Annotated in this window: 9 protein-coding genes; 5 read left to right on the top strand and 4 right to left on the bottom strand. The window is 71.7% G+C overall.

All coding sequences use genetic code 11. The annotated features are described in order from the left end of the window. Nucleotides 1-151: 151 nt before the first annotated feature. Complete coding sequence (rlmB, locus tag Drose_RS01515) at nucleotides 152-1,240, bottom strand: 23S rRNA (guanosine(2251)-2'-O)-methyltransferase RlmB (RefSeq protein ID WP_260726377.1); 1,089 nt, start codon at nucleotides 1,238-1,240, stop codon at nucleotides 152-154. Between the two features lie 5 nt (nucleotides 1,241-1,245). Next, a complete protein-coding gene (gene cysS, locus Drose_RS01510) occupies nucleotides 1,246-2,655 on the bottom strand; it encodes a cysteine--tRNA ligase (protein ID WP_260726376.1) in 1,410 nt (469 codons plus the stop codon). 119 nt (nucleotides 2,656-2,774) lie between these two features. Between cysS and Drose_RS01505 the strand changes: the two genes are divergently transcribed. From Drose_RS01505 to Drose_RS01490, 5 genes are all read left to right on the top strand, one after another. Next, nucleotides 2,775-3,476 (top strand): IclR family transcriptional regulator, encoded by a 702-nt coding sequence (locus Drose_RS01505; protein WP_390891303.1) that lies wholly within the window; start codon nucleotides 2,775-2,777, stop codon nucleotides 3,474-3,476. Further along, complete coding sequence (locus Drose_RS38950) at nucleotides 3,361-3,909, top strand: SMI1/KNR4 family protein (protein ID WP_343871434.1); 549 nt, start codon at nucleotides 3,361-3,363, stop codon at nucleotides 3,907-3,909. The genes Drose_RS01505 and Drose_RS38950 overlap by 116 nt, the downstream gene beginning before the upstream one ends. 75 nt (nucleotides 3,910-3,984) lie before the next feature. Continuing rightward, on the top strand, nucleotides 3,985-4,866 hold the full coding sequence (locus Drose_RS01500; protein WP_260726374.1) for a type IV toxin-antitoxin system AbiEi family antitoxin domain-containing protein: 882 nt from the start codon (nucleotides 3,985-3,987) through the stop codon (nucleotides 4,864-4,866). A 372-nt stretch (nucleotides 4,867-5,238) separates the two neighbouring features. Next, nucleotides 5,239-5,733, top strand: a complete 495-nt coding sequence (locus Drose_RS01495) for a SigE family RNA polymerase sigma factor (protein ID WP_260726373.1) — start codon at nucleotides 5,239-5,241, stop codon at nucleotides 5,731-5,733. Continuing rightward, on the top strand, nucleotides 5,730-7,061 hold the full coding sequence (locus tag Drose_RS01490; protein WP_260726372.1) for a WD40 repeat domain-containing protein: 1,332 nt from the start codon (nucleotides 5,730-5,732) through the stop codon (nucleotides 7,059-7,061). Before Drose_RS01495 ends, Drose_RS01490 begins: the two co-directional genes overlap by 4 nt. Before the next feature lie 94 nt (nucleotides 7,062-7,155). Here Drose_RS01490 and Drose_RS01485 read toward each other — a convergent pair whose 3' ends face one another. Beyond that, nucleotides 7,156-8,547: a class II fumarate hydratase gene (locus Drose_RS01485; protein WP_313899989.1), complete on the bottom strand. Its 1,392-nt coding sequence runs from the start codon at nucleotides 8,545-8,547 to the stop codon at nucleotides 7,156-7,158. Between the two features lie 29 nt (nucleotides 8,548-8,576). Then, nucleotides 8,577-11,486 (bottom strand): AfsR/SARP family transcriptional regulator, encoded by a 2,910-nt coding sequence (locus Drose_RS01480; protein WP_260726370.1) that lies wholly within the window; start codon nucleotides 11,484-11,486, stop codon nucleotides 8,577-8,579. Nucleotides 11,487-11,812: the final 326 nt, after the last annotated feature.

Raw genomic sequence — 11,812 nt, 5'->3', positions numbered from 1 at the left:
CGTGGCATACCGGGCGCATCGGGCAGGCAGGTGCCGACCTCGCCGACGCGCACCGTCAGCGGCTCGTGTGTCTGGAGTCCGACTGCTCGAAGCCGTTCGCACGCCCGATGATGCCGACCACCACACCCACCGTATCGACGGGTGCCGAACACTACAGCGACCGGCGCCGCGACACCTCGGCCAACGTCACCGCCGCCGCGACCGACGCGTTGAGCGACTCGACCTCGGACACCATCGGGATGCTGACCAGCATGTCGCAGGTCTGCCCGACCAGCCGGGACATGCCCCGCCCTTCCGAGCCGACGACCACGACCAGCGGCCCCACCGCGGCTTCCAGGGCGTACAGCGAGGCCTCACCGTCGGCGTCGAGACCGACCACGGTGAAGCCCTCCTCCTGGCATGCCTTCAGCGACCGGGTCAGGTTCGTCACCTGGGCCACCTTCATCCGCGCCGCCGCGCCCGCGCTGGTCCGCCACGCCGTGGCGGTGATGCCCGCCGCACGGCGCTCCGGCAGGAACACCCCGTGCGCGCCGAACGCGGCCGCCGACCGGATGATCGCGCCGAGGTTGCGCGGGTCGGTGACCCCGTCGAGCGCGACCAGCAGCGGCACCGGCGCTTCCAGCGCGGCGGCGAGCAGGTCGTCGAACGGCTCGTACGCGAACGGCGGCACCTGGAGGCCGAGGCCCTGGTGCAGGACCCCGCCGGTCATCCGGTCCAGCTCGGTCCGGGTGACCTCGAGGATCGCGATGCCACGCTCGGCGGCGATACGCACCGCCTCCTTGACCCGGTCGTCCATGTCGATGCCCAGCGCCACGTACAAGGCCGTGGCCGGCACGTGCGTCCGCAACGCCTCGACGACCGGGTTCCGCCCGACGAGCAGCTCCGGCGCGTCCTTCGGCGCCGCCGCCTTCCGCCCGGGCGAGACGCGAGGCCCGGACTTGCCCGGGGCCGCCTTCTTGGCTCCGAACGGTCCTTTGCCGGCGGTGCGCTTCGTGCCGGGCTGCCCGACCTTCGGGGCCCGCCCCTGGGCAGCCGCGGCCCGGCGCTCCTTGTCCTGCTTCCACGCGGTGCGCTCAGGCAGCGCCTCGTCGCCGGAATACCCCTTGTGCCACGGCCGCTCGTCGGCCGGCAAGGTGCGGCCGCGCCCGGCCAGGGACTGGCGGTTCTTGCCGCCGGAGCCCTTCGTGGCGCCCTTCTTCGACACGACGCGCTTGCCGCGACGCTCGGAATTGCCTGGCATCTGCTTCAGTGCTCCAACGTCCATCGGGGCCCGGTCGGGGTGTCCTCCACCGCGACACCGGCCTGCTTGAGCTGGTCACGCACCGCGTCGGCGGCCGCCCAGTCCTTGCGGGTGCGGGCCGCGGCCCGCTGCTCCAGCGCGAGCGCCACCAGCGAGTCGACGACCCGCGACAGGTCACCGGCCCCGGCGCCGGCGCTCCACTGTGGACTCAATGGGTCGAGCCCCAGCACGTCGAGCATCGCCCGGACCGACGCGAGGGCGCCGGCGACGCCGGCGACGTCGGCCGCCGCGAGGGCCGCGTTCGCGTCGCGGACGACGTCGTGCAGCACCGCCAGGGCGCGCGAGGTGTTGAGGTCGTCGTCCATCGCGTCGGCGAACGCGGCCGGCAGCTCGCCCGGCGCACCGGGGCCGACCAGCTCGGCCGCGCGGGTCACGAAGTTCTCCAGCCGCCGCAACGCCGACGCCGACTCCGCCAGGGCCTCCGGCGAGTAGTCGATGACCGACCGGTAGTGCGGGGCCAGCAGGTAGTACCGCACCTCGACCGGGCGCACCCCCGACTCGACCAGCGACTCCAGCGTCACCACGTTGCCCACCGACTTGGCCATCTTCGAGCCGCCCAGGTTGAGCAGCGCGTGGTGGACCCAGAACCGCGCGAAGGGGTGCCCGGCCGCGTGCGACTGCGCGATCTCGTTCTCGTGGTGCGGGAACGTCAGGTCGAGGCCACCGCCGTGGATGTCGAACTCCTCGCCGAGATACCGCCAGCACATGGCCGAGCACTCGATGTGCCAGCCCGGCCGGCCCGGACCCCACGGCGAGGGCCAGTAGGCCTCGGCGGGCTCGTCCGGCTTGGCGCCCTTCCACAGGGCGAAGTCGCGCGGGTCGCGCTTGGCGCGCGCCGGCCCGTCGGTCGCCGGCTCCATGGCCTCCGGCTTCTGACCGGACAGCGCCCCATATGAAGGGAACGCGGCCACGTCGAAGTACACGTCGCCGCTGCCGTCGACCGCCGGATACGCGTACCCCTTGTCGATCAAAAGCTTGATCAGCTCGTGCATCTCGGGCACGTGTCCGGTCGCCCGGGGCTCATAGGTCGGCGGCAGCACCCCGAGCCGGTCATAGGTCGCCGACAGCAGCCGCTCGTTGGCGTAGGCGATCGACCAGAACGGCTTGCCCGCCTCGATCGACTTTTGCAGCACCTTGTCGTCGATGTCGGTGATGTTGCGGATGAACGTCACCTCGTAGCCGGACCTCAGCAGCCAGCGGCGCAGCACGTCATAGTTGACGCCGGAGCGAAGATGCCCGATGTGCGGGCCGGCCTGCACGGTGAGCCCACACAGGTAGACGCCGACCCGCCCGGGCGTCATCGGGACGAAGTCCCGGACCGATCGGGTGGCGGTGTCATACAGGCGTAGGGTCACAGATGCAAGCGTACCGGTCGGCATTGTGACCGGACGTCGCGCGCACCCCGCCGATCCACGCAGCGTCGTCCACGTGCCGATCCGCCGGCTCGCCGGTGCGGGCTCCCGCTGCTGTCGGCATGCTCCGCGACATTCCCGGACCTGCGAGACGGTGCGGGACGCTCCACCGTTCGAATAGGCTGGTTTCCGTGGCGACCGAGACCGCGCAAACCTTGGACCGCGGCCTGCGCCTGCTGCACCTGGTGGCCGACGCCCCCGGCGGCCTGACCATGACCGAGGCGGCGACCCACCTGGGCGTCGGCCGCGCGGTCGTCTACCGCCTGGTGGCCACCCTCGGCGACCACGGCATGATCCGCCGCGACCCGACCGGCCGGCTCCGCCTCGGCGCCGGCGTGCTCCACCTGGCACGGCGCGCCCAGCCACTGGTCGCCGACGCCGCCCTGCCGGCCTTGCGCCGCCTGGCCGAGACGGTCGGCGCCACCGCCCACCTGACGATCGCCGACGGTGGCGAGGCCTACGCCCTGGCGGTGGTGGAGCCGAGCTGGACCCAGTTCCACGTGGCATACCGCACGGGCTCCCGCCACCCGCTGGAGTCCGGCGCCGCCGGCAAGGCGATCCTGGCCGGACGAACCGGCAACCACTCGGCGGTGTCGACCTCCGGCGAGTTGCAGCCCGGCGCGTTCGGTGTCGCCGCGGCGGTACCTCATGTGGAGGGCCTGGAGGCCAGCGTCGGCGTGGTGGCCCTCGCCGAGCTGGACCCGTCGACGGTCCCGCCGCAGGTCGAGGCGGCGGCCTCAGCGGTCGCGAAGGCGCTCACCTGAGACGCTGGACGAGATCGCGCGCAGGCGGGCCCGGCCTCGAGCCGAGTCCCGACCGGCGTTCGGCGCCGAAGAACATGGCTTCCAGCTCCGCCCGCCACTGTCCGAATCAGACCTGCTGGCGTTCGAGGCGTCCCATGGCGTGCGCCTGCCGGAGGAGTACCGCCAGTTCCTGCTCAACCCCGGCGGGCGGTGCCCTAGGTCGACGATCATCGCCGGAATGTCCAACGCCGCGTCCAACGGGCCTCCGGCGGCTTACCCAAGTCACGTGGCAAGGCCGTACTGGCTGAGTGGCATTCGGCGGCCCAGCGGGACGGAGCACTCACAGCGTGTGATGTGCTGCAAAAATTTTCTGACGTCTGCAAAACTAACCCCCTATGATAGTTTGGCAGACACGGATCGCCTAGATAGCGGTAGGACCTGCAAAACTCGTTAGTGTGCTGCAAAAATATCGTCACAAGTTAGTCTGGAAGACCAGATGTAACTTTTGCAGCATCCAGCTAGACAGGTTATGGCCAAAGAGCTTCAACTTGCTGAACTCGCGGTCGACCAATGGGGACTGGTCACCACGAGTCAAGGGCGCCTGGTCGGAGTCACCCCCCAGACCATGGCACGGCTGGCCAAGGCAGGAGACCTCGTCCGGTTGGCCCATGGCGTGTACCGCTTGGCGGGCAGCCCCATCAACGAACATGAAGAGCTCCGAGTCGCATGGCTGAGCTTGGACCCAACGCGTACAGCCAGCGAACGGATCGCAGCGTCGGATGTGGACGTCGTCTCACACCGCTCGGCAGCATGGGTGCGCGGCCTTGGCGATCTTGGCGCGGACGTCATGGAGTTCACAGTTCCGCGGCGTCGGCAGACACGGCGCTCTGATGTACGGCTGCACCGAGGAGCAGTGGCCGAGAACGATTGGAGCCTGGTTGACGGGTTGCCTGTGGCAACAGCCCAGCGAACTATCGACGACCTCGCTGGAGAACGGATCGATCGCGGCCACCTGGCAGGCATCGTGCGGGACGCGCTATATCGACATCAGGTCATGGAAGACGAGTTGCCGAACACTTTGGCACGCCATGCCCGCGGCTACGGAGCACGCACCGGGGACGGCCAGGGGTTGCTGCGAGTGCTGGTCGAAGAAGCAGGCATTACGAACACATGGGAATCGCCGCTCACTGGAGCACTACGAAGCATTGATCACGCAGTCATGCAGGGAATCACGTCGAGCGTGGACCCGGGAGCCTTGCGAGCCATCACAGCTCAACTCGACCCCGAACTCCTACACAGAATCGCCGCTTGGCGTGCGAGCGTCCTCGCTTCCCACTTTGCCGCAGAAGCCAGGGCTGCTGCGGCACAGTTGCATGACCAGACTGACAAGGACCCACATGCCCGCAACTGAGCCACGGTCGTTCAAGAACCCCAGCGCCTTCCGGGCATCGATCGATGATCAGTTGTGCACTCGCCGTCCGTCAGCAGGTCGCGCGCAGCCCATTGACTCTCCCTGATTCCATGCACGTCCCGGGCGCTGAGTGGGAGACGGGGTACCCGGAGTTCGCGGCCAAGGAGACGCTCATTCCGCCGCAGTTTCATGACCTCCACGAAGCTCTGCAACTCGTGGGCGAGTGCCTCAACCCTGTCCTCAGCGGTCAAATCAAGATCGGCAGGTGGGATCCCGTTCAGCGACGCTGGAGCGACGACTGAGCGGTCGCCGGTTGACCCGCCCTCCGAGGCCGCCCGCCCGTGCGTCATAGCAGGCGAGGGAGGGACCGGGGTGACGTTCGACGACTTCGTGCGCGGTCAGCTCGACGCGCTGCTGCGCACGGCGTACCTGCTGACCGGCGACCGGCAGCACGCCGAGGATCTGGTGCAGACCGTGCTCGCCGGGCTGGCCGTGCGGTGGCAGCGTATCGACAATCCGGCTGCTTACGCCCGCCGCGCGCTCTACACCCAGTCGGTCAGTTGGTGGCGGCGCCGACGCTCCCGCGTGGTGGAGACGCTCGCCGCGGAGGTGCCGGAACGGGCCGGGCCGCCGGGCGGTGAGCCGGAGCTGGCCCTGCTGATGCGGCAGGCACTGGCCCGGCTCACCCCGAAGCAGCGGGCGGTGCTGGTGCTGCGGTTCTACGAGGACTGCACCAAGGCCGAGACCGCCGCCCGCCTCAACTGCCAGGTCGGCACGGTGAAGAGCCAGACCCGCCGCGCGCTCGCGCGGCTGCGCGTGGTCGCCCCTGAGTTGCTGGACGAGTTCGAGATGGGGGTACTGCGGTGACACGGCTGCAGGACGGGCTGCGCACGCTCGCGGAACAGGCGCCGCGAGCCACGCTGCCGGCCGACTTCTTCGACCTGGCCCGGGCCCGGCACCGCGCCCGCCGGGCCAGGGCCGCCGCCACCGCCACGGTGGCCGTCGTCGTCGTGCTGCTCGTTGTCGGGATCGGCTGGGCCGTGCGCCCGGCCGGCCCAGCCAGTACAGCCGCGGGCACCACCGCACCGGGCATCCCGACGACGCTCACGCCGCCGCCCTGGTACACGGCCGCCGTCGAGGTCGCCGCGATCGGCCCGGTCGCGGCGATCTTCGGCGGCGCCGCGACCACCGACGACTGGAACGAGGGTCGCTTCGGTGCGGTCGCCGCGGCCGGGAACCGGTACCGCGTGTTCGACGACGCCGTCTACACCCCGCCGGGCTTCGAGGCGCTGCTCTCCCCCGACGGCCGGTACATCGCCCGCAACCACCAGGTCCGTTCACTCGTCTCCGGAGAGCGGATCCCGGTCCCGGGCGAGATCCGCGCCTTCTCGCCCGACGGCGCCCTCGTGGTCTACGAGACCGGCAACGGCGAGCCGCGGCAGAGCCGCGTGGGCGTGTACGACCTGGCCCGGCGCACCGACGTCGCGAGTCTCGACCTCGGTGACCGGTGGCTGGTCCCCGGCTGGTCCGCGGCCCTGTCCGGCGACCACCGGCGACTCGCGTTGCAGGTCGGTGACGAGCTGCGGCTGTACACCGTGGGCCGCGACACGCCGGACGCCACGATCCGGCTCTCGTCCGAGACACTCGCCGGCCCCGGCGCGTGGCTGCCCGGCGGGACGGCCGTCGCGACCGCGCACCGCGACGCCGACGACCGCTGGCGGCTCGTCGTCCGCGACGCCCGCACCGGCCTGCCGGCGGACGCCGCCACGCCGGCAGACCCGGCGCCGCCCGCGGCCACCGGCGCCCGGTACGTGCGGCTGCTCGGCTGGCGCGCGGACGGCACCGCGGTCGCGATCACCGGCGTGCCCCGGCCCGGTGCGGGACCGGCTCAGTTGGTGTGGGACCACGCCTGGGGCCCGTTCACCGATCACGGCTCGGCCCGGGCCCGCCTGGTCGCGCTGCGCCCCGGCGCCACCGCGCAGCAGGTGCTGTTGGAGACGCCGGACGGCATCAGCGAGCTGGACGTGGCCGCGGACCTGGCCCTGGCCGGCGCCTTCCGGGACGGGACGGGGCCCACCGACTACGGCGCCCTGCGCCACCCGGTCGTGTTCGTGTCGGCTGCCGCCGCATCGGTGGCGGCAGCCGTACTGCTGGCCGTCGTGCTCGGCCGCCGCCGCGCACACCGGCGGCGATAACCGCCCGACCGCTCCGGGGTCCTGACCTTCCCGCGGTGTCGTCAACGGCGGCAACCGCAGCGACTGGTGCCATGCCCACGGACCGGGCCACGGGTCACACCGCTGGCGGCCTGGTCATGGCCAGGACGTCCAGCGCGGCGTCGAGCTGCGCCTCGGTGAGCTTGCCCGCCGTGACGTGGCCGCGTTCGAGGACCACGTCGCGGATCGTGCGGTTCTCCTTCAGGGCCTGCTTGGCGATCGACGCCGCCTCCTCGTACCCGAGGTACTTGTTCAGCGGGGTGACGATCGACGGCGAGCCCTCCGCGTAGGCGCGCAGCACGGAGACGTTCGCCGTCAAGCCCGCGACGCACCGCTCCGCGAGGAGGCGGGAGACGTTCGCCATGAGGCGGATCGATTCGAGGAGATTGCGGGCGATCACCGGCAGCATGACGTTGAGCTCGAAGTCGCCCTGGGTCCCGGCGAACGCGACGGCCGCGTCGTTGCCGATCACCTGGGCCACCACCTGACGGACCGCCTCCGGGACGACGGGGTTGACCTTGCCGGGCATGATCGACGAGCCGGGCTGGAGGTCGGGGATGTGCAGTTCGCGCAGGCCGGCGCGGGGGCCGGAGCCCATCCAGCGGATGTCGTTCGCGATTTTGTACAGGCCGGCGGCGATCGTGCGGACCGTGCCGGACGCCTCGACGAGGGCGTCGCGGGCGCCCTGGGCCTCGAAGTGGTTGCGAGCCTCGGTCAGCGGCAGCCCGGTCGTGGACGACAGGGCGAGGATCGCGGCGGCGGCGAAGCCGGGCGGGGTGTTGATGCCGGTGCCGACCGCGGTGCCGCCGAGCGGCAGCTCCGCGACCCGGGGAACGACCGAGTTGACGCGTTCGATGCCGTAGCGGACCTGTGCGGCGTACCCGTGGAACTCCTGGCCGAGGGTGACCGGGGTGGCGTCCATGAGGTGGGTGCGGCCGGACTTCACGACCGTGGCGAACTCGCCGCCCTTCTTGCGCAGTGCGAGCTCCAGCGTCGACAGGGCCGGGATCAGGTCGTTGACCAGGGCCGACGTGGCGGCGACGTGGATGGAGGTGGGGAACACGTCGTTGGACGACTGGGAGGCGTTGACGTGGTCGTTGGGGTGGACCGGCCGGCCGAGGACCCGGCTGGCGAGGGTGGCGATGACCTCGTTCATGTTCATGTTCGACGAGGTGCCGGAGCCGGTCTGGAAGACGTCGATCGGGAAGTGTCCGTCGTAGACGCCGGAGGCGATCTCGGTGGCGGCGGCGATGATGGCGTCGGCCATGTCGGAGTCGAGGACGCCCAGCTCGGCGTTGACGGCCGCGGCGGCGGCCTTGATCTGCGCCAGCGCGCGGACGTGCGCGCTTTCGAGGCGCCCGCCGGAGATCGGGAAGTTCTCCACAGCCCGCTGGGTCTGTGCCCGCCAGAGCGCGTCGGCGGGGACGCGCACCTCACCCATCGTGTCGTGTTCCACGCGGTATTCCATGGAGCCCATGGTGCTCCTCGGCGGGCCGCTCAGCGCGTCAACGCGGCAAGATCGCGGGCGCCGAGGGAGGTGAACAGCGCCACGGCCTCGTCCATGCGGCCCAGGCCGGCCAGGGCGCGGGCCTGTTCGTACCGGTCGCCGATCCCGGCGGCCTTGGCCAGCGCCTCCTGGTGCAGCCGTTCGGCGGTGGCGTGGGAGCCGGCGGCGCGCAGCGACAGGGCCAGGTCGTTGGCGGTGAGACACTGGCCGGAGACGTCGGCGACGCGCTCCATCTGTTCCCGGGCGGTGCGCTGGCAGGTGATGGCGTCGCCGATCCGGCCGGCGAGCCGGTGCGCGGTGCCGAGCTTGCTCAGGGTCTCGGCGGCGCCGTACTGGTTGAACGCGTCCTGTTTGAGCAGCAGCGCCCGGCGCAGCAGCGCGGTGGCGACGGTGAGGTGGCCGAGATGCAGGTGGACGAGGCCGAGTTCGCCGAGCATGATGCCGACCGGCCGGATGCCGCCGATGCGCCGGGCGACGGCGAGGCCTCGGCGGTTGGCGGTGAGGGCCTGGGCGTAGTTGCCGGCCTGGGTGTGGACCAGCCCCATCGTGCTGTGCAGCTTGAACTCGAGGCTCGGCGGCACCTCGTAGCCGGGGTATCCGACGGGTACCTCGGCGGCGGCTTCGGCGGCGGCGATCGCCTCCGGGTATTGGCCGAGCTTGCTGTGCAGCATCGCCCGGTTGGTCAGGGCGGTGCCGACGAGCCGGGGCAGCCGTTCCCGTTCGGCGATCCGCACGACGATCTGCAGGGTGGCGAGGGCGTCGGCGAGGCGGCCCATCCGGAAGTACACGGCGGCGAGGTAGTTGCGGGACTCGGCCTCCAGCTCGGGGTCGGGCAGGGCGACGGCGGCGGCGATCGCCCGCTCGTACAGGTCGAGCTGGGTTTCGCCGTAGCCGAACCCGTAGAGGAACGGTGACACGGCCCGGGTCGTCAGGCAGGTGTGCCGGTGCATGCCGTGTTCGGCGGAGAGCCGGGCGACGCCGAGGACGTTGGGCAGCTCGCGGTCGAGCCACTGCCGGGCCTCGGCGACGACGCTGAACTCCTTCGCGGTCGGCGGCGGGGTGCCCAGGCGCAGCAGTGACCGCGCGTCGGACAGCTCCATGTAGCTGGTCGCGCTGACGACGCTGTAGAGGTAGTGGTCCAGCAGCCGTTCGACGGCGGCGCGGGACTCGGCCGTGGCGAGCTGGGCGGCGTAGTCGCGCAGCAGGTCGTGCAGCCGGTACCGGCCGGCGGCGGGCGCCTCGACCAGGTGCACGTCGACGAGGTCCTCGAGCAGCGCCTCGGCCTCGGCGACGGGCAGATCGGCCAGGGCCGCCGCGGCGGCGGGCTCGAAGTCGCCGGGCGGGTGCAGTCCAAGAACCCGGAAAAGGCCCTGCAACGGTACGGGCAGTTGCTGGTACGACAGGGTGAACGCGGCGGCGACGGTTCGCCCGTCGACGGCGAGCTCGGGCAGCCTCCGGTCCGCGGTGCGCAGCCGGGCGGCGAGGTCGGCGACGGTCCAGGTGGGCCGGTGCTGGAGCCGGGCGGCGGCGAGGCGGACCGCGAGCGGGAGCCGCCCGCACAGCTCGGCGACCTCCTCGGTGCGTTCGGGGTCGGCGAGGGCTCGGTCGCCGACGGTGCGGCGCAGCAGTTCGACGGCGTCCTCGAGGGGCAGCACGTCGAGGGAGACCGGCTGGGCGCCGTCGAGGCCGCCGAGCCGGCGACGGCTGGTGATGATGACGCCGGTGTTCGCGGTGCCGGCCAGCAGCGGCAGCACCTGGGCGGTGTCGAGGGCGTTGTCGAGCAGGACGAGGACCTGCCGGTCGGCGAGTTCGGTGCGCCACAGCACGGCGCGGTCGTCAAGGGCGGCCGGGACCCGCTCGGCGGGGACTTCGAGCTGGCGCAGCAGCGCGCCGAGCGCTTCGCCGGGGTCGAGCGGCGCCCGGTCGCTGTGGCCGCGCAGGTCGAGGTAGAGCTGCCCGTCGGGGTACCGGTCGGAGACGGCGTGGGCGGCGCGGACGGCGAGGGTGGTCTTGCCGGTGCCGGCCATGCCGTCGATGGCGAGGACCGCCTGGGGGCCGTTGCTGAGCGCGCCGAGGAGCCGTTGGACGGTGTCGGCGCGGCCGGCGAAGTCGGCGATGTCGCGGGGCAGGCAGCGGGCCGGGCGGCGCAGGCCGGTGCGCTGGGGCTGGGGCAGCAGGAGGCTGACGTCGCCGGTGAGGATGCGCCGGTGCAGCTCGACGAGGTCGGCGCCGGGCTCGATGCCGAGTTCCTCGGCGAGCAGCGCCCGGCCGCGGCGGAACACGGCCAGGGCGTCGGCGCGGCGACCGGTGCGGGCCAGGGCCGTCATGAGTTGGCCGCGGAACTGCTCGTGGTGCGGAAATCGCTCGACGAGGTCGGCGACTTCGGCGAGGATCTCCTCGGCCAGGTCCAGTTGCAGTTCGAGGTCCAGGCAGAACGCCATGGCGGCGGTCCACTGCTCGTCGAGGTGTGCCGCGGCGGCTCGTACGACATCGGAATCAACGTCCGCGAGGGGACGTCCTCGCCACAACGCGAGGGCGGCGCGGAGCTCGTCCCGCGCTCCGGCGAGGTCCCCGTCCGCGGCGGCGGCCCGGCCGCGCTCGACCCGGGTGGCGAAGAGCGCCGCGTCGAGATCCTCGGGGCCGACCTTGATCCGGTAGCCGGTGGGCTCGGTGATGACGAGGTCTTCCGGCAGGCCGGCGCGGCGCAGCAGTTGCCGCAGCCGCGAGACGCAGCTATGCACCTGCGCTCGCGCGGTCGGCGGTGGGTGGGTGTCCCACAGCGCCGTGACGACCTGTTGGACCGGGACGAGCTGGCCTTCGCGGAGCAGCAACAGGGCGAGCAGGATTCGCTCGCGGGGCGCCGCGACCGTGATTTCGGTGACCGGTGTGCGGATCTGCACCGGCCCCAAGATCGAAAACCTGGTCGAATTGCGCATAACCACCCTCTGCGCGGCTGCCGCCCCCTCCCGAAGCGCACACTGAACACCCCGATGGTAGTCAGATGAGAGCGTCGAAAGAGCCGGGGCGGCGACCCTTTTTCCGGGGTCGGCATGCGCGTGCCGAAATGCGTCCAGGACTTGCTCGGAGCGCCCGCCTTCTTACCGGGCGGGCGTGCTGTTCTCGCCCTGGACGAACGGGGACATTTCGGTCCGCGCACCCCCCTCTTTCCGCGTTGATCTTGCAGTTGTGGTGCCGCGAAACTCCCACGATGTCCGGGTTTATCACC

The organism is Dactylosporangium roseum (assembly GCF_025264685.1).
In the GTDB taxonomy this organism is placed as follows: Bacteria; Actinomycetota; Actinomycetes; order Mycobacteriales; family Micromonosporaceae; genus Dactylosporangium; species Dactylosporangium roseum.
This window is presented reverse-complemented; position numbering and strand designations above follow the sequence as displayed.

What these genes read in the sequence shown, in the direction of transcription:
- rlmB (WP_260726377.1), bottom strand. Translation starts at nt 1,240, where the DNA reads ATGCCAGGCAATTCCGAGCGTCGCGGCAAGCGCGTCGTGTCGAAGAAG.
- Drose_RS01505 (WP_390891303.1), top strand. Translation starts at nt 2,775, where the DNA reads ATGCTCCGCGACATTCCCGGACCTGCGAGACGGTGCGGGACGCTCCAC.
- Drose_RS38950 (WP_343871434.1), top strand. Translation starts at nt 3,361, where the DNA reads ATGTGGAGGGCCTGGAGGCCAGCGTCGGCGTGGTGGCCCTCGCCGAGC.
- Drose_RS01500 (WP_260726374.1), top strand. Translation starts at nt 3,985, where the DNA reads ATGGCCAAAGAGCTTCAACTTGCTGAACTCGCGGTCGACCAATGGGGA.
- Drose_RS01485 (WP_313899989.1), bottom strand. Translation starts at nt 8,547, where the DNA reads ATGGAATACCGCGTGGAACACGACACGATGGGTGAGGTGCGCGTCCCC.